A 21,018-nucleotide genomic window follows, 5' to 3' on the forward strand; every position below is an offset into this window, starting at 1 on the left:
TATCAGATTTCTCAGTAAAACACATTTACTGGCCTCCTTGAACAGCACCATGAACCATTTTTAGAAAATCAGCAACATGCCCTTTCTTAACTTTCTAAACTGAGCAACTGATAGTGAGAACAGATTATCATCATAGGTGAACGTACAAGCCGATTAAATATGTCTAACCCTTATTAAGTATAAAATTCAATCTTTCGAACATAAGTATTTTTCTTATTGAGTGATTAATAGGGCCCTAGATTTCTTTTCATAATCAAAGCTGACTTAGCCGGCTTTTCTTTATTTTGTAGGTAGCGCAGGCAAAGGCTAGCGCTTCCGTAAAGCTGTTAAACTCTTCATCAAATACTTCAAACACCTTGCGCTGCAGTTTCGCCACCCGCATCTCTTAACACGCTAATCATTAGCGCTAATTGAGTTTATAATAGCGGTTAAACCGTTTTTGAATTACATCGACCAACGTGAGTAGAACATGGCCCATAAAGTACGTTATAAGTTTAAAGGTGTGGCAAAAGAGATAAATTTTTCTTACAGCCGCCATCAAAATATGCATGAAGCCGTTGCCGATGCTGAGGGAGTAGACCTTTCCCAGTTCCTGCAACTTGAACAGCAACTTTCCGCTATTAGTAAAGACAAAAAAACCGTAAGAAACTTCAGAGATACCGAATTCGCAAAGATGGGGTTTTCTGATTTGTACTTCTTAAAGAACGGTCAAGAATAATGGTGGGCCGATAGGGTTCGAACTCTGACTTTAGAACGCAAAACCATCAATTAAATTTTCATGTTCTACCTTCAACCAACCCATGAAAAGCCTCAATCGCCCTATCGAAGCTTTCATCGTTGTCGAAATAAAGCTGGCTTAGTCGGCTTTTCTTTATTTTGTAAGTGGCGCTGGCAAAGGCTAGCGCTTCTCTAAAGCTGCTAAATTCTTCATCGAATACCTTAAACACCTCGCACTGTGGTTTTGCTACCCGCGTTATGCTGCCGTTTACTTCATAGTCGAACCCAGAAAACTGAAGGCGTGACAGGGTTTCTTTGCCTAGTCGCATACCGCCTTTTAGGCTTATTTGAAATGCGGCGTCCATTTCTTCAATTTCTTCCATGCTCCAGTGGTTATATACCCTAATGGCCTTTTTATACTTTTCTGCCAATCGCTTTTTTAAGGTGTTTATTCTTGGTTCGAGGGTGCCGTTGTTTTCGTTTTTTAGCAGGTCGAAGCATTCGTTGCATGAAGGTACAACGATGAAATCGGCCTGTAGATGGCCACTTTGCCAGTCGTGAATGAATTTTATGGGCGGAATAAAGTCTTGGCGTGCAGTTTCGCAGCCACAATAAAAGCAGCGCCCAAAGTCTTCTGAATTCACGGCTATTAGAGGCTGGTAGAATTTTTGGTAATTCTTTACTGACATGCTGCTATTGGCTTGAACGTTGTTGCTAAAAAACTAGGTTATTTGTGGTGGCTACGTTAACACAGCACGCCTTTTGTGAAAGTTAATTGTGCGGCGTTAAAATGAAGAAAGCGCCACCTTTTGGCAGCGCTTTGCTTTATAACTTAATCACTATTTGTAAGTTAATCCTTATTTATGACCTGTTCGGTAAAGCCTACAATCGCGATGGTTTGCTGTGCGGGTCGCCTTCAATATGGTCTTTTGGCCCGCGCGGTTTGGGTTTTGCAGCTATGGGCACGTCTTCTTCAGCTTCTTCTTCAATGTCCCAACTGCCCTCTTCGCTCCATGGGTCGTCGTCTGGGAACTCGCCTATGTTAATTTCTTTTACCGAGTAGTCGGGCTGATAACGCATGTCGTAGTTTGCGGCCCGTACAATGGCAACACACAACAAGAAGGCTACGGCTAGTAGCGGTACGCCCCCTATTATCGATGCGGTTTGTAGCGTTTCTAACCCGCCAACAAACATAAGCACTATGGGCATGAAGGATAGTGCAAAGGCCCAGAATAAACGGTTCCAGCGCAGTGGCTCTTCGTCTACTTCTTTTTGTACTACGGCAGCCAAAATGTAAGAAATGGAATCGAACGTGGTGGCGGTAAAGATTAGTGCCAGTAGCGTGAATACAGAAATAACTAAGTAGTCGAGCGGCAGCGTATGCAGCATGGCAAAAATAGCCGCTGTAGGGCTTTCTTGATTCAGTATGGTAACTACGTCTAGTTCACCCGATAGCTGTAAATACAGGCCGTAGTTCCCCATTACCATGAAGAATAAGAAGCAGCCCATGGTGCCGAAGAACATAGAGCCTGCCACCATGGTTCGAATGGTACGGCCCCTTGAAATACGGGCAATGAATAAGCCTACGCTTGGCGCGAACACCAGCCACCAAGCCCAATAGAATATAGTCCAGTCTTGTGGGAAGTGGGTGTTTTCAAAGCCGTTGAATTCGGCGAAGGGTTCTAGCCATGTGGCCATTTTAATGATGTTGCTAAGTACTCGGCCCAGGGCGTCTAGGCCGGTATTGGCCATAAATAGCGTGGGCCCAACAATGAAGATAAATAGCAGTAACCCTACGGCCAGCCAAAAGTTAATGTCTGACAGCAGCTTAATGCCTTTCTTAAGTCCAACATACGCGCTGTAGCCGAATATGGCGGTACAGGTTATTAGCACCACCACCTGCGTAGTTAGCGATTTAGGTACCCCAAATAGTTCGTGCACCCCTTCGTTTATCATAGGTGCCGCCAAGCCTAACGTGGTAGCCCCACCACCTAGCATGCCGAAGATAAAGCTGATATCGATAATTTTACCTAACCAGCCGTGAGCCATTTTCTCGCCTATTACCGGCATTAGGGCTTCGGATATTTTAAGTACGCTGTGGTTGCGTACGTAGTAGAAGTAGGCAATAGGTACCGCAGGAATAAGGTAGATAGCCCAGGCTAACGGCCCCCAATGGAATATGCCATAGGCCGCGGCCCATTTAGCGGCTTCAGGGGTTTCGCCTTCTATGTGAAACGGCGGCGCTTGGTAGTAGTACACCCACTCAATCATAGACCAGTACAAGATAGACGCCCCAATGCCGGCGCAAAACAGCATAGCAGCCCAGGACACGGGCGAAAACTCGGGCTTTTCTTCAGGTTCGCCCAGTTTTATTTGGCCGATATCGCTGAACATGATGTACACCATGAAGCCACCTGCGCCTACACCAAGTAACAGGTATAAAACACCCAGTTTACTGGTAACGAATTCTTTGGCCGTGGCTACCCACTGTGCGCCTTGGTCGGGCCAAATGATAAGAGGAATGGTGACGGAAAGAAGAAGAATAAGAGAGCCAAAAAACGTAGGCTTATCGATTACGCTAAACGCGGTTTCCTGTTCAGTGCCAGCCTTTGATGAGGCTGCATCTCGGGTATTACTACTCATACACGATCCTTTGTTTTATTTTTATAGACGCCATTATGCTGTACAGCTTTAAACGGGCGATCTTTTAAAATAGTTTAACAGATTTACGGCTTGCTTGTTTTATTGCAGCTATTAGTGAGATAAAGCGCTAAATACTAAGACGGGGCAGATTGGTGTATTTGCACGATTGAATTAACAGACTTTCCGGTCATTTAGCCGTAAAATTTAAAACATTAGAATATTATTATATTTAAATTTCAGCTTTACGTTTTTTACGTTGTAGAAGGTTTAAGGAGAGCATTTTGGAAAACTGGACATCAACTCCCTTTGAGCCGCTTGCCGGTTTGGCAGGCGGGCTGCTGATAGGTTCATCGGTGGTTTTATTACTGCTTACCCTAGGCCGTATTGCGGGCATTTCAGGTATTGCTGCAGGCGCGATGACACAGCGCGGCATTGAACGCTACTGGCGCATGGCGTTTTTAGTAGGGGTTGTTTTATCTGCCGTGCTTTACATGGTGTTTGTTGGGGATTTACAGGTGCAAACGCAAATGAGCTCGGCATGGTTAGTTGTGGCTGGCTTACTCGTAGGCTTTGGTACACGTCTTGGCTCTGGGTGTACATCGGGCCATGGTGTTGCAGGCTTATCTCGATTATCTCCCCGCTCTATTGTTGCCACGCTCACGTTTATGGGTGCGGCTGTACTTACCACCACAATTATCAGGCACCTGTAAATAACCAAGGAGAGAATATTATGAGAGCAATTATCGCCTCGCTACTTTGTGGGCTGTTGTTTGGCTTAGGCCTTCTTATATCAGGTATGAGCAACCCTGCCCGCGTGCTTAACTTTTTAGATTTAAGCGCCAACTGGGATGCCACGTTAGCGTTCGTAATGGGCGGCGCTATTTTGGTGGCGGCACCAGGCATGTACTGGGTGCGCAAGCGCAGCAAACCCTTGTTTGCGAATAAGTTTGATATACCAACCAGTAAAACTATCGACGCTAAATTGATATTAGGCTCTGCTGCTTTTGGTATTGGCTGGGGCATCAGCGGTTTTTGCCCAGGCCCTGCCGTGGTTGCCATCGCCTCGCTTCAAACAGATGTGCTGTTGTTTGTTGGTGCGATGATTGTCGGTATGCTGGCGCAGCATTGGTTGAAGCCTAAATCGGCTTAAAACATAACTGCTTCTTTCCTTGCGGCTTTATCCCCTGGTGGAGATAAAGTCGTAATTATCCCCTCTAGAGGATAAACCGTGGCAGCCACTTACAAAAAGTGCAAATAGCTCACTTAACGATTTGCGGTTTTCCCTTTCAATAAACCTACTCCCAAGGCGGCCATAGTTACGGCAATAACGCCGTTTAGATAGTTGAAAAAGGCATAGGGTACATAATCGAGCACCTCAACCCCAAGGGTGGCAGAATAGAACGCGCCTGCGGTTGTCCAAGGTATAAGGCCTGTGGTCATGGTGGCGCCCTCTTCTACCGACCGAGACAGTACAGCAGGGTCTAGCTGTTGTTGTTCATATTTTGCTTTGAATAACTGGCAATTTAATATGATTGAGATGTAGGCTTCACCCATAGCCACATTGCCCAAAAAACCAGAGGCTATGGTTACCGCTATCAAGCTTGCTGTGCGTTTTACCCGCGTGATGAAGCCCGCCAGTAGCGCCGCTAAAAAGCCCGCACCGTGTAATATACCGCCTAATGCAATTGCCATTAGGGCAAGCAGTAAGGTCCAACTCATACTGCTGATGCCGCCCCGACCTAGAAGCGCATCTAAGTTCTCGATACCCGTATTTTGAGGGGTGTTTTCCCAAAGGGCATTGAGTACGCTTATGGTGTTAGCGTTTTGGTAGAAAATAGCGATGATAACGGCAAGCAGAATGCTGCACGACATGGTGACTTCTGCCGGCACTTTTTTAATGCTTAGTACCGTAAGTAGCACCAGCGGTAACAGTGTTATATAGGGCGCAAGGTTATAATGCGTGGCAAGCGCTGCTTTAATTTCAACTACCTGTTCAACATTTAAATTCTGGTTTGCGTAACTAAAACCTATTACCAAGAAAATAACGAAAGTAAGAAGGAAGCTAGGCACCGTTGTATAAAGCATGGAATACATATGCCGATAGAGGTTCGTGCCAGCACTCATTGCTGCGAGGTTGGTGGTATCAGAAACCGGAGACATTTTATCGCCAAAGGTTGCTCCACATACCACCATGGCCGCTACAATGGGAGGCGGTATATTCATGGCAGCGCCAATACCCATTAGCACCACGCCCATAGTCCCTACGGTTCCCCACGATGTGCCTGTTGATACCGACATTACCGCACAAAGAATTAAACCCACTGCCAGAAACACACTGGGGTTTAGCCAACTTAACCCATAATAAATGAGCGTTGAGATAGTGCCGCTTTGCATAAAGCTGGCGATAACCATTCCAATAAGTATGAAGATATAAATGGCCGGCATGGCCCGGGTTAATGCGCTGGTCATTAATTCGCGAATTTGCAGGTACGTGTACCCCAAACTAAAAGCATTCGCCCCAGCCCACAGCAAACATACAAATATGAGCGCATGCAGGCTAATACTCAAGCCGAACAATCCACCTGCGATTAGCGCAACAATAACGCCAAAACAAAGCAGTGACTGAGCAAAACTGGGGCTACGCAAAGATGGAGGCGACGTTAGTGACACGTGGATACGCTTAAAAATTAAGTGGTAAGAATAGTATAACGACTTTGCGATGTGTTGTGATCAAGAAAAGAGCAGTGTTAGTCATTACCTACTCAGGTTTGCCTTGCTGCCGAGGAGCATTTTGAAAAGATTGTCGATAACAACCCGCCGTCATGCCTATGTGTTTTTTGAAGAACCTTGAGAAGTAAGGGTAATCCTTAAAGCCAAGGCTGTAGCATAGGTCTTGTATTGGTTGTTGGGTGTAAACCAATTTCCGTTTCGCTTCGTCAATTAATCGCCTTTGAATAATGTTTTTGGGTGACTCTCCTAAATTTTTATTACATAGGCGATTTAAGCTAGACATAGAAACAAATAGTTCGCTGGCATATTTGGATAAGGGCCAGTGCTCTAGGTAATGCTCTTCTATTAGCCTTTTAAATTTGGTCAATATGCGCGCTTCATGTGGCCCAGCACTGTATTCAAGCTGCTGCTCAGTTGCTAGTCGTTGAAGGGTTAACAACACAAGCTTTGTTAGCAACAGCAATGATTGGTCTTGATTTTGTGGGGCACGCTTTAGCTCGTCGCGAATATCAACGAAGTATCGCGTTAACCTATTAAACTGCTGACTGTCTTCTTGAAACACATGAGCAGAATAGAAAAGGTTGTTTATGGCGGTGTCTTGCGCATTTTGCATTTCTTCGCCCAAGATAGCGCTTGTAACAGATAGTACAAAACCTTTAATGTTTGGCTGAAACGTAAAGCCATGTACTACCCCCATAGGAATAGTTACTGAGCATTTCCCCCTTATGCTGATTGTTTTTTTGTTTAACGTAACGTTTGCCTGCCCATCTAAAATGTACAACACTTGAAATAAATGTGCATGTCTGTGCGGTTTTATTACCCAGTCCAGGCTTTCACTTCGCGTGGAGATATCTTCCAAATGCACCGCTCCCGGCCTTTCTATAAGCCCACTTTCCCCATATAGGTCGTAGTTTGGATATTGATGAATTTGCGATGCCATTCTAAAAACCATATTAATCACAATTATTAACTTGATTGAAAAGTACAATAAAATGAGTGAAAAGTTAATAATTTGTTACCGCATTTAACTTCACACTATTTGTACAATATTCGCAAAGGTAGTGAAGATGAAAACATTAACCACACAAGTAGCTATTGTTGGCTCTGGCCCTTCTGGTTTATTACTTGGTCAACTCTTAGCTAAGCAAGGCATAGATAACATTGTTATAGATAGAGCAAACAAAGATTATATTTTAAGTCGTATTAGAGCGGGCATTTTGGAACAGGGGTTTACCGATCTTGTGCGAGAGGCCGGCGTTGGTGCTCGCATGGACAAAGAAGGTGAAGTGCATGATGGTTTCGAGATTGCCATTGACGATAAAATGGTCCATATCGATTTAAAAGCGTTGGCAGACGGCAAAGCTGTTATGTGTTACGGCCAAACCGAGATCACTAAAGATCTTATGGAAGCGCGCGAGGCCGCAAAGTTAAACAGCTTCTACGAAGTTGAAGATGTGACTTTGAACGACATTGATACCGCATCGCCCTATGTGGTTTTCAAAAAAGGGGACGATGTTTATAAGCTTAATTGCGACTATATCGCTGGATGTGATGGTTTTCACGGTGTTTCTCGTAAAACTATTCCTGAGTCGGAAAGAACAGAGCACGAGCGAGTTTACCCATTTGGCTGGCTAGGAGTGCTGAGCGATACGCCGCCTGTTAGTGAAGAACTTATTTATTGCAAAAGCCAACGGGGCTTCGCTTTAGCAAGCAGACGTTCTTCTACGCGTTCGCGCTATTACCTTCAGGTGCCTGCCAATGACGCGGTAGAAAACTGGACAGACGAAAGGTTCTGGGATGAGCTTAAAAAGCGCTTACCTGCAGAGGTTGCCCAAAAGCTCATAACTGGGCCAAGCATTGAGAAAAGTATTGCTCCTTTGCGTTCTTTTGTTTGCGAACCTATGCAATACGGTGCACTTTTTCTTGTTGGAGACGCTGCACATATTGTTCCCCCAACAGGCGCAAAAGGCTTAAATTTAGCAGCATCCGATGTGGCAACTTTGTACAAAATACTTTGTCGCGTTTATCTTGAAGGCGACAACTCACATATTGAAGACTATTCAAAAATTGCATTACGAAGGGTATGGCACGGCGAACGATTTTCGTGGTGGCTCTCGAACATGCTGCATAATTTCGATAATGAGCATGTCAACGATATGGGCCCAGAGACATTTCAGCGATTCATGAACTCTGAGCTGGATTACTACACGTCTACCGAGGAAGGGAAAAAGGTTATTGCCAACCAGTATGTAGGCATGCCCTATGAAAACTTAAGTAATTAGCCGCAGACGTTCAGTTACGTTTATATTCATCTAGCACTTCAAGGAAGCGTCTTTGAAGTGCTGTTGGCTGCCAATCGCGTCTTAGTGTGTAGCCTATTTCTCGACAGCTATCTGGCAACGGGTTAGGGCTTACATAAAGCAAACCAGCATCGATCTCGTCTTGAACCTGCCTTGCAGATAACAAGGTTACTCTGTCGCTTTTTAACAAGATCCCGCGGATCGCCATCATAGAACTGCATTCGATAATATCTTTGGGTACCGGCATAGCTTCAAGCTCGAACATGCGATTAAAAACCTTTCGCGTTGGCGTACCGGCTTTGGGAATAACCCACTGCCATTTACTTATGTTGGAAGCGTAAGTCCCCACTTCTATGGTCGCTAAAGAAGGATGGTGCTTGCGCGCTACAAGGTGCAGTTTATCGTCGAACATTTTGTGCTGCGTGATTGTGTTATCAAGGTTGGGGGCACGCAATGCCCCTACAATGATATCAACTTGCCCTTGCAGCAAGCCAACAAGTTGTTCCTCATATGGGCCGTCAACAATACTCACTTCTGCTTGGGGATATTCCTCTAATAACCGCAACACCGCCATAGGTACTATGTTTGCCCTTGCCAGCGGCAAACTGCCTATACGTATTTTGCCAGAGCGCTGCCCAACGAACTCGTTGACTTCCTGCAGCCCTTGTTCAATTTCAGCTACAAATAAATGAGCAAGACGAGCAAGCTGCTTTGCTCTCCATGTTGGTTCAACACCAGTGGGAATTCGACGAAATAACTTTTGTTCAAGCGTAAATTCTAGGTCTTTGATCGTTTTACCCAGCGTTGGCTGCGTTAAACCCAGCTTTGTCGCTGCGTTGGTGTAATTTCCGGTATCTACAACCGTAATTAATGCAATAAGTTGACGGGTTGTAATCAGCCGTAAAAACCCTTCTTTTCTCTTCGCACTTTTTTCAAACACGTTATTGGCAAAAGACAGTAAATAGTCGAACGCTCTTGTTACCCGCTTCAAAAAAACATCGCCTACATCTGTTGTAAACATACCTGACTGGGTGCGTTCGAAAATTATGTGGCCAAGCTGAGACTCCAGCTTGTTGATGCCTTGCGTTAAGGCCGATTGTGATAAATGAATATGCTGAGACGTTTCGGTTAGCGTGCCGAACTCTCTAACTTTCATAGCACTAAGCAAGTGACGCGTATTAAAAATCAACGTATGCCCCTAATGTTTTTTAGTCATTATAGAAAAAATTAATAGTAAAGGGCAGCAATCTAACGTTCTTTTCAGCGCCGAGTTATCCATAATCGAGGGACTTCAATATTAAAGGAATATCCTAATGGCTATTTGCGTAACAGACTGCCCACGACCTTCTCTGTCAACCATTGAAAAATATCAGGGGTCAGAGGTTGCTACCGTTCATGAAGCGCAGGGTAGAAAGGGTCTTTTAGCGCAAGATATGCGCCCTATTTATCGACCTGCTCAAATAGCCGGCCCTGCGGTTACATGCCAAGTAGCGCCGGGAGACAACTGGATGATTCATGTCGCGGTTGAGCAGTGTCAGCCAGGAGATGTATTGGTTGTTACGCCAACCAGCCCTTGTTCAGATGGCTTTTTTGGTGACCTATTGGCTACATCGTTAAAAGCAAGAGGGGTAAGAGGGCTGATTATTGATGCAGGTGTTCGCGATATCGCTACCTTAACTGACATGAAATTCCCCGTGTGGTCTAAAGCCGTGTTTGCGCAAGGCACAGTAAAAGAGACGATTGCTAGTGTTAATGTACCTGTTGTTTGTGCAGGTGCTTTGATAAACCCTGGGGATATTGTTGTTGCTGATGATGATGGCGTTGTGGTGGTTAAACAAGAAGAAGCAGATGACACGTTTGAAAAGGTTAAGCTGCGCGTAGAAAACGAAGAATCCAAACGCAAACGTCTTGAACAAGGTGAGCTTGGTCTGGATATTTATAATATGCGCGAACGCCTGGCAGCTAAAGGCCTTCGCTATGTAAAGCACGGTGAGCAATAGCACTTATGAAAGCCGTAACTGCGTGCCTAATGAGGGGCGGAACCTCTAAAGGACTCTATTTTTTAGCCAAAGATTTACCCCTTGATGTTCATCGTAGAAATGCCTTTTTATTGTCGGTTATGGGCTCCCCCGATAGCCGGCAAATAGACGGTGTGGGCGGTGGTCACCCGCTAACAAGTAAGGTGGCCGTTGTAAACCCGTCGTCTAATCCAGAAGCCGACGTTGACTACTTATTTTTACAGGTAGCGGTAGATAAAGCCCAGGTCAGCGATACGCAAAACTGCGGAAACATTCTTGCCGGCGTGGGTGCGTTTGCTATTGAGCAGGGGCTAGTAAAAGCGCAGGACACGACAACCGATGTACGTATTCGCATGGTGAATACCAACACGTTCGCTGTAATAAGAGTTCAAACGCCTAACGGCGTGGTCAATTACGAAGGCTGTGCGAGTATTGACGGCGTACCTAATACCGCCGCCCCTGTTTATATTGACTTTTTAGATGTTGCAGGCTCTTCCTGTGGAAGCTTATTCCCCACTGGAGCTGCTCAAAATACCGTAGAAGAAATTAACATTACGTGTATAGATAATGGTATGCCGGTCGTGCTTATTGATGCTCACTCGCTGGGACTTAAGGGAAGCGAAACACCAGAACAATTAGAAAGTAATGCCGCCTTAAAACAAAAAGTAGAAGCCATCAGGCTTAAGGCTGGCGAAATGATGCAGTTAGGCGATGTCACGGCTAAAACGGTCCCTAAGATGACGATCATTTCTGCCCCTCTAAATGGCGGAGATATCAATACTCGCACCTTTATTCCACACAGAGTACACGACGCTATTGGCGTTTTAGGCTCAGTTAGCGTTGCGACGGCTTGCTTGGCAAAAGGCACCGTTGCCTATGACCTTTATCGCCGCCATTGCGCTAAACGTGATAACGAATTGCAATCTGCTGTGCCCCTTGCAATTGAGCATCCAACGGGAGCGTTCAAGGTAGATATGGAGGTCGCAAATGCTGATGCATTCGAAACATTTGAAGTGAAGCGCGCCGCTTTACTGCGCACAGCCAGACTGCTCATGCAGGGAACGGTGTTTGCTCCCGACTCTGACCCTACACTAGCTCATGAATAAAAACGATAAAGAGGACCGAACATGATCATTGATTGCCACGGACATTACACCACTGCACCCGAGCCACTACAGCTTTTCAGAGAGGCGCAAATTAAAGCGTTTAAAGACGGCAAGGCGCTACCTGAAGTTCCTCATATTAGCGATGACCAAATTCGAGAAAGTATTGAGAAAAACCAGCTTAAGTTACTAAAAGAGCGTGGTTCAGACATGACAATATTTTCGCCGCGCGCATCTGCGATGGCGCACCACGTTGGCGATGAAGCAGTTTCAAAGCAGTGGACCAGCGCATGCAATGACCTGATTAAGCGCGTTGTCGATTTATACCCTCAACACTTTATTGGTGTGTGCCAATTACCCCAGTCACCCGGTGTTCCAATTAAAAACTCTATAGATGAGCTAGAGCGCTGTGTTAATGAGCTGGGCTTTGTAGGCTGCAACTTAAATCCAGACCCCTCCGGTGGCCATTGGACATCAGCGCCTTTAACGGACAAAAGCTGGTATCCGTTCTATGAAAAAATGGTAGAACTAGATGTACCAGCCATGATCCACGTGTCGGGTTCGTGTAACGCGAACTTCCACGCTACGGGTGCTCATTATATGAACGCAGATACCACGGCATTCATGCAATTTTTGCAGGGCAATTTATTTAAGGACTTCCCCGAACTACGCATTATTATTCCACACGGCGGCGGCGCCGTACCGTATCACTGGGGGCGTTATCGTGGCTTAGCTGATATGCTAAAGCAGCCTCCACTCGATGAACATGTAATGCAAAACGTGTATTTTGACACCTGTGTTTACCATCAACCTGGGATAGACCTGTTGTTCGATGTTATTGACATTAAAAACATTCTATTCGGCTCAGAAATGATTGGCGCAGTGCGAGGTATTGACCCTCAAACGGGTAATTATTTTGATGACACAAAACGCTATATTGATGCGTTGGATATTCCAACAGAAGATAAGCAGTTAATATTTTCTGGCAATGCTCGTAGGGTATACCCTCGACTAGATGCCAAACTAAAAGGAATGGGGCTTTGAGCAAATTTACCGTTGATCCAGATTGGTTACACTGGCACCCATCACCGTCGAAACCACAGTTTACATTACCGCAAGGCGCGGTAGATGCGCACTGCCATGTGTTTGGCCCTGGTGAACAATTTCCTTTTGCTGCTGAGCGAAAATACACACCATGTGACGCATCTAAGTGGCAGTTGTGGGCGCTACGTGATTATTTAGGTTTTAGCCGAAATGTTATTGTGCAGGCGACATGTCACGGTGCCGACAACCGTGCATTAGTTGATGCGCTAAACAACTCTCAGGGACTTGCGCGAGGCGTTGCCACCGTAAAACCTGATATTTCAGATGAAGAGTTGTATGCACTGCACGAAGCTGGCGTACGAGGCGTGCGCTTTAACTTTGTTAAACGTTTAGTCGATGCCCTGCCGTTTGATGCATTAAATACAGTAGCGCATCGCATTAAAGAACTTGGCTGGCATATTGTTATTTACTTTGAAGCCCAAGAACTACCAGAGCTTTATTCGTTTTTTACCGCACTGCCTACCACGGTTGTTGTTGATCACATGGGTCGTCCCGACGTGAGTAAACCGGTAGACGGTGAAGAGTTTGGGTTATTTCTAAAACTAATGACAGAGAACACCAATTTTTGGTCGAAGGTGAGTTGCCCAGAGCGAATCTCACTGGCTGGGCCGAGTAACGGTTACCACGATGTCATCCCTTTCGCCAGAGAAGTGGTTGAACGCTTTCCAGACCGTGTTATTTGGGGCACAGATTGGCCTCACCCGAATATGAAAAGTCACATGCCGGATGACGGAAAGCTGGTTGATTTCATTCCGCTTATTGCCTCTACAGAAAGATTACAGCGCAAACTTTTGGTTGATAACCCAATGAAGCTTTATTGGTCTTAAGGCTAGATACTGCTTTTGAAATTGAGGAAGATTTTATGAAAATTATAGTTGTAGGTCCTGGCGCTTTTGGTATAAAGCACTTAGATGCATTGAGCAAAATTGATGATGCTGAGGTTGTCGGTTTAGTGGGCCGAAACCCGCAAAAAACGCAAGCGGTTGCCGATGAGTACAAGATTCCCCATGTGTACACCACACTTGAAGAGGCACTAACCTCTGATGCCGATGCCGTTATTCTTTGCACCCCCACCCAGATGCATGCCGAGCAGTCTATTTTATGCATGCAGGCGGGCAAACACGTACAAGTTGAGATACCACTCGCCGACAGTTGGGAAGACTCTCAAGCCGTTATGGATGCACAACTAGCGTCTAATTTGGTATGCATGGTGGGTCATACTCGCCGCTTTAACCCATCTCATCAATGGCTAAATAAGCGTTTGCGCAAGGGTGAATTAAATATTCAGCAAATGGACGTTCAAACTTATTTCTTTCGTCGCAAAAACATTAATGCGAAAGGTGAGCCTCGTTCTTGGACAGACCATTTGCTTTGGCACCACGCTGCTCATACGGTTGATTTATTTGCCTACCAAGCAGGCTCGCCTATTGTAAAAGCGAACGCCGTACAGGGGCCGATTCACCCTGAACTGGGTATTGCTATGGATATGTCAATTCAGCTTCAAGCTGAAAATGGCGCCATTTGTACCCTTTCGCTATCTTTCAATAATGACGGACCGTTAGGTACATTCTTCCGATACATCTGCGACAACGGCACTTATATCGCAAGATACGACGACCTTGTTAACGGCCATGAAGAACCAATTGATGTGTCTACCGTTGATGTATCATTAAATGGTATTGAGCTACAAGACCGCGAATTTATTAGCGCGATAAAAGAAGGCCGCCAACCCAATGCTAGCGTGGCGAGCGTATTGGGCTGCTATAAAGTGCTTCATGACCTTGAGCAACAACTAGCGTAATTGGAGGCGATTATTAAAACGCGTAATCTTTTGGGTAAACAGGTGGGTGAGATTGGCTTTGGTTGTATGAACTTTAGCCATGCCTATTCTGGCAAACTCAGCGAAAATGATGCTATCGATTTACTACACAAGGCTTATGATTTAGGCGTCGATCATTTTGATACTGCGGCATTATATGGCTTCGGAGAAAATGAGCGCATTGTCGGAAAAGGGATAAAACCCTTCAGAGACAAGATTTTGCTGGCCAGTAAGTGCGGGATGACTGGCGTGAACGGCAAGCGCACTATTGATGGCTCGCCTAAAGCTATAGAGGCTACGCTTAATAATGCGTTAAAAAGCTTACAAACCGACTTTATCGACTTGTACTATTTGCACAGGATTGACCCTAACGTGCCGGTAGAAGACAGTGTTGGCGCGTTGGCAAATGCGGTTAAAGCAGGCAAGATTGGCGCGATTGGTTTGTCTGAAGCGTCTGCCGAAACGCTTATTAGAGCGCACGCCATTCATCCAATAGCCGCGATGCAAACAGAGTATTCACTGTGGACACGTAATGCAGAAATTGCGGTTCTGAAAAAATGCGAAGAACTAGACGTTGCTTTCGTTGGCTTTAGCCCTTTAGCACGTGGATATTTAAGTAATACATTTGCCCATATTGATGACTTAGATAGTGGTGATATTAGGCGGGGAATGCCTCGGTTCCAAGGTGAAAACTGGGAGCAAAACCGACGTTTATTCGCCCAATTTGCAGCCTTAGCAAATGAAGCTGAATGCACACCCGCGCAACTGGCCATTCATTGGGTTTTGAAACAAGCAGACTATATACACGCTTTACCCGGCACCCGCTTTATCACTCATTTAGAGGAGAATTTGCGGGCGAGCGAATTAACCATTGATAGCAATATATTAGTGCGCGCCGGTCAGTTAATTAATCAAGAAACGGTGCAAGGCCCAAGATATCCGGCCGCTGCACAGGCTGATATAGACACAGAAGAATTTTAATACTGCTAAATAAAAAGCGGCGAGTACTTCACATGTACTCGCCGCTTTTTTGTTTTACGCTATGCTTACGGCGTTATGTACGCCGCGTTATCTTAGCGGTTATCTAAAACCAACACACCTGCGCCCGTATTTGAAATAGGTGCATGGTAGTGCTTGTGTATCACGTTAACATCGTCTTTTAGCGCACCGCGCATGACCAGCCACATTATGGTTTCAATACCTTCTGTTCCCGCTCGCTCCATAATTTCAGCATTTGAAAACTGCGTCATCCATTCAGGTTCTTCAGCTATCTTATCCATGCACTCAAGATCAAAGTCGACGTCTATAATACCGGCTCGTTCGCCTTGAAGCTGGTGCGACATGCCGCCCGTACCCAATATCACAACTTTATGGTCTTCAGGATATGACTCCAGTGCTTTACCCAACGCCTTGCCTAGTTTTAAACAACGGGCGGCCGTTGGTACTGGGTGCTGTACTGTATTTACAGCAAGCGGAATAGCTTCTACCGGCCACTCTTCGCAATCGCCGAACAACGCGCGAATAGGATTAACGAAACCATGATCGACTTTCATTTCTTGGCAAGTGCAGATATCTATTTCTTGTTCAATAAGCGACTCTGCGATATGCCAAGAGAGTGGTGCATTACCCTTAAACGGGTTAACCGGCTTTAAGCCCCACCCTTCATCGGCATTGTGATACTCATCTGCACACCCTAAAGCAAAGGTCGGAACGGTATCTAAGAAAAAGTTTAAGCCATGGTCGTTGTATACAACAATCACCAGATCTGGCTTTACTTCATTTAACCAGTCTTTCGCAGGTCCGTACCCGTCAAAAAACCTTTTCCAATAAGGCTCTTGCTGAAGACCTTCAGTAATAGCGTTGCCAACTGCAGGTATGTGCGAACTGGTTATTCCACCAATGATTTTAGCCATTCCAGTAGTCTCCTTTTTTCTTAATTTTTTCTATAAGACCGTCGCTTTTGGCCACCAAGTTCTGCTTAAATTCTTCCGTTGTAATACCTTGAAAAGCAGCACCTGCGTCTTGTACAGACACACCGCGAGGAATAGCCATTTTTGCCATGAAGTATATGTTGGCGCCTAATCGAAGCATTTGTAGAAAATCAGAATTTACCACGACGTCTTTATACTCACCTTTAACACCATACTTGTCACAATACGCTGCAGGGTCTTTATCAAATTCCGTTCTGTTTTCTTCATTGTTAAAAGAAAACAGTAGCTTATTTAGAGCATAAGCAGGGTGAGCGCGCTTACCATCGAACACATAGGTACCAGGAATGTCCTCGTAATCTTTTTTCTGCCAAGTCATTAGACGTATTCCAAATTAAAACGTACCTTTATTATATAAATGCGCCTTGCTTTTATAATGGCGAAAGCGCATCAATATTTGTACATTTCATAGATTTTTGTCGAAGGTGAGTAAACGCATGGTTTTGGTACAAATACAGCACTAACCATTATGGGACAACGGTTAACGCTGTATTGAGAAAGCCCCAACAGCTGGGGGATTAGGCAGTAGTAATATTAGGTCGTAGAGGCCTTTTTATAACCTTTTTAGGGCCTATGTTTAAGAATTTGTTCTCGCAGCCACTTGTGTAGCGGGTCGTTATTTAAACTTGGGTGCCACATCATAGACTCATTCAACTGTGGCGTTTTAAACGGAATATCATAAATCTTTATAGGGAGGTGTTTTGCGTTAATTTCAGCAAGACGCTTTGGTGCTAGGGCCACCCTTTCGGTATTTATCACTGTAAAAAACATACTAGAGAAATCGTTGACGATGACTTCTACGCGGCGGTTAACTTCATCTGAGTCTACCATCCATTTCTCTATGCTCAATTGACTCGCTTTTTCATAGCCAATGGTTACATGGCCAATGTCTGAGAATTGTTCTAGGGTAATATGGCCATTTAGCTTGCTGTTGTTTTCATCCGCTATACAAACGAACTCATCATCTAAAACTTCTTGGGATGAATAGCCATCGAGCATGAAAGCAGAAGGGGCAATAATAAGGTCAGCGCCTTGTTTTGCGAGGCTGTCTAAATCACCAGCAAAAGTAGACATAAATTCAAATGTTATGTTCGGCGCTACTTTCGTGACGTAGGCCAATAAATCAGCCAGCACCACCTGCATTACATAGTCTGAGGCAATAATTTTGAAATTGCGATTTGATAATTCTGGTGTGTTTATTTTCTTATCTATAATGCGGTTTCTAATAGTGCTTAGCACTTCGCTGACTGGCTGCTGCATTTCAGCGGCAAGTGGCGTGATATGCATTTGCTTACCCATTTGTACAAGCAAATCATCATCAAAATAGTCCCTTAAACGAGATAAAATACCACTTGTTGCCGACTGCGAAAGGTGCAGTCGATAAGCGCTTTTCGTAATGTTTTTTTCTTCTAGCAAAACTTCTAACGCCACCAGCAGGTTTAAGTCTAGTTTTTCGTACCGCATTTCTACCCCGAGAACTTATCTACCTATTTTGTACCAACGGTTTTTGAGATATCACGTATCGGCACAAACGATTTTTGCTTAGTAACTCTGAATACTACCATCTTCTGTTAACAATAATTAAAACTTTTAATTACGAAGAGACTTTATTCAATGAAGTTAGCGTCACTCAAAAGCAATGGCCCTGATGGCAAGCTAGTACTTGTTTCTAAGGACCATAGTTTGTGTACAGAGGTTAGTGATATTGCCCCTACTATGCAGTTTGCACTGGATAATTGGGATACGTGTTATGACAAGCTTAACGAGCGATATCAGTTACTTAATAATGGGAACGCGAATAATGCGTCTCACTTTAAGCCCGAGCAATGTTTAGCGCCCCTACCCCGTGCTTGGAGCTGGCTTGACGGCTCTTGCTATTTAAATCACGGGCACTTAATGCAAAGAGCCTTCAACTTAGATCCTATTGAAGGCGCCGACAAATACCCTTTGGTTTACCAGGGCTCAGGTATTTCCTTTAGAGGAGCACGCGAACCGCTTTTTGCCGCAAAAGAAGAACACGGTATCGATTTTGAAGGTGAGTTCGGCGTCATAACCGGCCATGTCCCTATAGGCGCTTCACAAGAAGAGGCCAAGCAGAGCATTCGCTTGGTCGTCATGTTAAATGACGTCAGTTTCCGTGCCCTAGCCCCCCGCGAAATGAAGACGGGATTTGGCTTTGTACAAGCAAAAGGCGACACAGCCTTCGCACCTATTGCCGTTACGCCAGATGAACTTGGTGAGCATTGGCAAGATTCAAAAGTCTGTGCACCTTTAGAAATCCACCGAAACAACGAGTGGTTTGGTGCACCTGATGGCGCAAAGATGTTCTTTGGATTTGACCAACTCATTGCGCATATAACTGTAGCACGAAGCCTTCCACCTGGCTCCGTCGTTGGTTCGGGCACGGTATCTGACAACACACCTAACAAAGGCCAAGCCTGCCTTTCAGAACTCCGCGCAAAAGAACTTGTTCAATTTGGCGAGCCCAAGACTCCTTTCTTAAAAGTGGGCGAAACAATAACGATGCGAGCGCTGGATAAAAATGGCTTCAGCTTATTTGGCGACATTATCCAAGACGTAGAGTTGGAGACTTCGAATGTTTAACCCAAGAGAATACGAAATTATCGATTTGTCGGTAACGTTAGACAATAACCCACACACCGACCCACCGCCTTTATTGCCCAAAATCGATTACATGGACCACCAGGAAGGCTGGCCCGAAATGGCGTCAATGTTTCCGGGGCTGACCCTCGATCAGTTACCTGGCAACGAATCATGGGCGGCAGAAAGACTTGCAATAACCACCCATAGCGGCACCCATATGGATGCACCCTGGCACTATGCCTCGACTACCGATGGCGGTAAGCCGGCATTCGGTATTGATGAACTGCCTCTAGAGTGGTGTTTTCAACCGGGTGTGAAATTAGATTTTCGCGACTTTGAAGACGGTTACGTTATTACGGCCAGCGATGTTGAAAAAGAACTGCAACGCATTAATCACGATTTACAGCCGCTGGACATTGTTGTGGTTAACACCCGTGCTGGCAAGATATTTGGCGAACCAGGTTACTTAGACGCAGGGGTCGGCATGGGCCGCGAAGCCACAATGTATTTGCTTGAAAGAGGCGTAAAAGTGGTGGGCACTGATGCCTGGAGTTGGGACGCTCCCTTCAAATACACACGTGAACGCTTTGCCGAGACCGGCGATGCATCCTTAATTTGGGAAGGCCATAAAGCAGGTCGGGATATTGGTTACGGTCAAATGGAAAAATTGAGCAACCTTGAAGCGTTACCCGCAACTGGATTTTTGATCTCTTGTTTTCCTTACAAAATTAAACACGCCTCTGCAGGCTTTGTTCGCGCAGTTGCATTTATAAAAAAATAAATTATCAGAGCTAACTTGGCGCATTTGCGCCGCAGAAAAATCAGGAAACTACAATGTTTAAATATTTCCCGACAAACTATGTTTGGAACCTGTCAGTCGACCTGGCCATAGAAATGGGTGCACGTATTGGCGAAATTGAAGAAATGTGTGCGCCATTAAAAGAAGCGGCAAAACAACCCGACAAAGAAGGTGTGCAGGCATTTCGTGATACCTGGGCAAAAATGGCAAATAAACTCGTCGAGCTTGCTGAAGAAGATGAAAGCCGAGGCCGATTGTTTTCAGCGGCTGAAAAATACAACCGTGCTTCCTCGTACTTAATTACGTGCGAACGCCTACAAGCTCACAAAGCGCCAGGACGCCTAGAGTTGTACAAACATCAGCTCGAGCTTTTTCAAAAATCTATTACCTTGGGCAAAGAAAACTGCGAGCGTGTGGAAATTCCTTATGAAGGCAAACACATATCAGCACTGTATGTCAGAGCTGAAAATGTAGAAGGCCCCGCCCCAGTATTAATCCAAGTTAACGGCTTAGACTCAACCAAAGAAATGAAATATCGCGTTGGCTTACCTGGTTGGCTTGCAAAGCGTGGGGTTTCTTCGTTGATTTTAGATCAGCCTGGAACAGGTGAAGCGTTAAGACTGCAAGGCCTTCACGCCCGTTACGACAGCGAGCACTGGACGTCTCCAGCTGTTGATTGGCTAGAGCAGCGCGAAGAGATAGACAGCAATCGCATTGGGATGGAAGGCGTATCGCTTGGCGGTTATTTCTGCCCTCGCGCCGTCGCTAACGAGCCACGTTTAGCCTTGGGTGTTTGCTGGGGTGCAAACCATGACTGGCGAGATGTTCAGAAGCGTCGCTTAGAAAAAGAAGGTGATTTCCCAGTGCCGCATTACTGGGCGCACGTGAAATGGGTATGGGGTGCAGAAACCATGGAAGAATTCATGGAAATCGCCGAGAAAGTGCACCTAGACGGTCAAATTGAAAAAATCAAAGTGCCATTTTTGGTTACCCATGGTTCGAAGGACTCACAAATCCCTCTTAAATGGGCAGAAAGAACCTACGAGCAGCTTATAAACAGCCCGAAACGCGAACTTAAGATTTTTACCGAGCGAGAAGGTGGTGTTCAACACTCGAGCTTCGATAACAGCGCTAACGCGGGTCAATACATCGCGGACTGGGTTGCAGAAACCTTTAACGCACGTACTGCTTAG

General features: G+C 45.3%; 22 protein-coding genes. 13 read left to right on the top strand and 9 right to left on the bottom strand.

Annotated elements, in window-relative coordinates; all coding sequences use genetic code 11:
• Positions 1–253: 253 nt before the first annotated feature.
• Positions 254–376, bottom strand: a complete 123-nt coding sequence (locus tag ACXACS_RS01160) for a hypothetical protein (RefSeq protein ID WP_474809343.1) — start codon at positions 374–376, stop codon at positions 254–256.
• Positions 377–469: 93 nt separating this feature from the next.
• On the opposite strand from ACXACS_RS01160, the gene ACXACS_RS01165 reads away from it, so the two are divergent.
• Positions 470–718 (top strand): DUF2960 family protein, encoded by a 249-nt coding sequence (locus ACXACS_RS01165; protein WP_474803046.1) that lies wholly within the window; start codon positions 470–472, stop codon positions 716–718.
• 58 nt (positions 719–776) lie between these two features.
• Here ACXACS_RS01165 and ACXACS_RS01170 read toward each other — a convergent pair whose 3' ends face one another.
• Both ACXACS_RS01170 and ACXACS_RS01175 read right to left on the bottom strand, forming a co-directional pair.
• Positions 777–1,406: a hypothetical protein gene (locus tag ACXACS_RS01170; RefSeq protein ID WP_474803049.1), complete on the bottom strand. Its 630-nt coding sequence runs from the start codon at positions 1,404–1,406 to the stop codon at positions 777–779.
• Between the two features lie 193 nt (positions 1,407–1,599).
• Positions 1,600–3,360, bottom strand: a complete 1,761-nt coding sequence (locus ACXACS_RS01175) for a BCCT family transporter (RefSeq protein ID WP_474803052.1) — start codon at positions 3,358–3,360, stop codon at positions 1,600–1,602.
• 281 nt (positions 3,361–3,641) lie between these two features.
• Here ACXACS_RS01175 and ACXACS_RS01180 point away from each other — a divergent pair, with 281 nt between their 5' ends.
• Together ACXACS_RS01180 and ACXACS_RS01185 are read left to right on the top strand one after the other, a co-directional pair.
• A complete protein-coding gene (locus tag ACXACS_RS01180; protein ID WP_474803055.1) occupies positions 3,642–4,070 on the top strand; it encodes a YeeE/YedE family protein in 429 nt (142 codons plus the stop codon).
• 20 nt (positions 4,071–4,090) lie between these two features.
• A complete protein-coding gene (locus ACXACS_RS01185; RefSeq protein ID WP_474803058.1) occupies positions 4,091–4,510 on the top strand; it encodes a DUF6691 family protein in 420 nt (139 codons plus the stop codon).
• 113 nt (positions 4,511–4,623) lie between these two features.
• Here the strand turns inward: ACXACS_RS01185 and nhaC are convergent, their stop codons facing one another.
• Positions 4,624–6,030 carry a Na+/H+ antiporter NhaC gene (nhaC, locus tag ACXACS_RS01190; protein ID WP_474803061.1) on the bottom strand — a complete coding sequence of 469 codons (1,407 nt, stop codon included), beginning with the start codon at positions 6,028–6,030 and terminating at the stop codon, positions 4,624–4,626.
• An 88-nt stretch (positions 6,031–6,118) separates the two neighbouring features.
• Positions 6,119–7,030, bottom strand: coding sequence for a helix-turn-helix domain-containing protein (locus tag ACXACS_RS01195; RefSeq protein ID WP_474803064.1), 912 nt, complete (start codon positions 7,028–7,030; stop codon positions 6,119–6,121).
• A gap of 127 nt (positions 7,031–7,157) precedes the next feature.
• Between ACXACS_RS01195 and pobA the strand changes: the two genes are divergently transcribed.
• Positions 7,158–8,372, top strand: coding sequence for a 4-hydroxybenzoate 3-monooxygenase (gene pobA, locus ACXACS_RS01200; protein WP_474803067.1), 1,215 nt, complete (start codon positions 7,158–7,160; stop codon positions 8,370–8,372).
• Between the two features lie 10 nt (positions 8,373–8,382).
• On the opposite strand, the gene ACXACS_RS01205 is transcribed toward pobA, so the two are convergent.
• On the bottom strand, positions 8,383–9,579 hold the full coding sequence (locus tag ACXACS_RS01205; RefSeq protein WP_474803070.1) for a LysR family transcriptional regulator: 1,197 nt from the start codon (positions 9,577–9,579) through the stop codon (positions 8,383–8,385).
• 124 nt (positions 9,580–9,703) lie between these two features.
• On the opposite strand from ACXACS_RS01205, the gene ACXACS_RS01210 reads away from it, so the two are divergent.
• Genes ACXACS_RS01210 through ACXACS_RS01235 form a run of 6 tightly spaced genes read left to right on the top strand, consistent with a single transcriptional unit; the run spans position 9,704 to position 15,415 of the window.
• Positions 9,704–10,390, top strand: coding sequence for a 4-carboxy-4-hydroxy-2-oxoadipate aldolase/oxaloacetate decarboxylase (locus ACXACS_RS01210; RefSeq protein WP_474803073.1), 687 nt, complete (start codon positions 9,704–9,706; stop codon positions 10,388–10,390).
• 5 nt (positions 10,391–10,395) lie between these two features.
• On the top strand, positions 10,396–11,514 hold the full coding sequence (locus tag ACXACS_RS01215; protein ID WP_474803076.1) for a 4-oxalomesaconate tautomerase: 1,119 nt from the start codon (positions 10,396–10,398) through the stop codon (positions 11,512–11,514).
• 21 nt (positions 11,515–11,535) lie between these two features.
• Positions 11,536–12,555 (top strand): amidohydrolase family protein, encoded by a 1,020-nt coding sequence (locus ACXACS_RS01220; protein WP_474803079.1) that lies wholly within the window; start codon positions 11,536–11,538, stop codon positions 12,553–12,555.
• The gene (locus ACXACS_RS01225) at positions 12,552–13,442 is read left to right on the top strand and encodes an amidohydrolase family protein (RefSeq protein ID WP_474803082.1); all 891 of its coding nucleotides are present in this window, start codon (positions 12,552–12,554) and stop codon (positions 13,440–13,442) included. Before ACXACS_RS01220 ends, ACXACS_RS01225 begins: the two co-directional genes overlap by 4 nt.
• 35 nt (positions 13,443–13,477) lie before the next feature.
• On the top strand, positions 13,478–14,416 hold the full coding sequence (locus ACXACS_RS01230) for a Gfo/Idh/MocA family oxidoreductase (protein WP_474803085.1): 939 nt from the start codon (positions 13,478–13,480) through the stop codon (positions 14,414–14,416).
• A 30-nt stretch (positions 14,417–14,446) separates the two neighbouring features.
• A complete protein-coding gene (locus ACXACS_RS01235) occupies positions 14,447–15,415 on the top strand; it encodes an aldo/keto reductase (protein ID WP_474803088.1) in 969 nt (322 codons plus the stop codon).
• 92 nt (positions 15,416–15,507) lie between these two features.
• Here ACXACS_RS01235 and ACXACS_RS01240 read toward each other — a convergent pair whose 3' ends face one another.
• The 3 genes from ACXACS_RS01240 to ACXACS_RS01250 all read right to left on the bottom strand — a co-directional run bounded on the left by ACXACS_RS01240 (position 15,508) and on the right by ACXACS_RS01250 (position 17,886).
• Positions 15,508–16,347 carry a class III extradiol dioxygenase family protein gene (locus ACXACS_RS01240; protein ID WP_474803091.1) on the bottom strand — a complete coding sequence of 280 codons (840 nt, stop codon included), beginning with the start codon at positions 16,345–16,347 and terminating at the stop codon, positions 15,508–15,510.
• Positions 16,340–16,741 carry a protocatechuate 4,5-dioxygenase subunit alpha gene (locus tag ACXACS_RS01245; RefSeq protein ID WP_474803094.1) on the bottom strand — a complete coding sequence of 134 codons (402 nt, stop codon included), beginning with the start codon at positions 16,739–16,741 and terminating at the stop codon, positions 16,340–16,342. The genes ACXACS_RS01240 and ACXACS_RS01245 overlap by 8 nt, the downstream gene beginning before the upstream one ends.
• Before the next feature lie 245 nt (positions 16,742–16,986).
• Positions 16,987–17,886 (bottom strand): LysR family transcriptional regulator, encoded by a 900-nt coding sequence (locus ACXACS_RS01250; protein WP_474803097.1) that lies wholly within the window; start codon positions 17,884–17,886, stop codon positions 16,987–16,989.
• 150 nt (positions 17,887–18,036) lie between these two features.
• Between ACXACS_RS01250 and ACXACS_RS01255 the strand changes: the two genes are divergently transcribed.
• The 3 genes from ACXACS_RS01255 to ACXACS_RS01265 are packed head-to-tail and all read left to right on the top strand — an operon-like array spanning position 18,037 to position 21,018.
• Complete coding sequence (locus ACXACS_RS01255) at positions 18,037–19,026, top strand: fumarylacetoacetate hydrolase family protein (protein WP_474803100.1); 990 nt, start codon at positions 18,037–18,039, stop codon at positions 19,024–19,026.
• The gene (locus ACXACS_RS01260) at positions 19,019–19,807 is read left to right on the top strand and encodes a cyclase family protein (RefSeq protein ID WP_474803103.1); all 789 of its coding nucleotides are present in this window, start codon (positions 19,019–19,021) and stop codon (positions 19,805–19,807) included. The genes ACXACS_RS01255 and ACXACS_RS01260 overlap by 8 nt, the downstream gene beginning before the upstream one ends.
• Before the next feature lie 53 nt (positions 19,808–19,860).
• The gene (locus ACXACS_RS01265; protein ID WP_474803105.1) at positions 19,861–21,018 is read left to right on the top strand and encodes an alpha/beta hydrolase family protein; all 1,158 of its coding nucleotides are present in this window, start codon (positions 19,861–19,863) and stop codon (positions 21,016–21,018) included.

The sequence above is a fragment of the Alteromonas sp. AWM4_230 genome, from assembly GCF_056158305.1.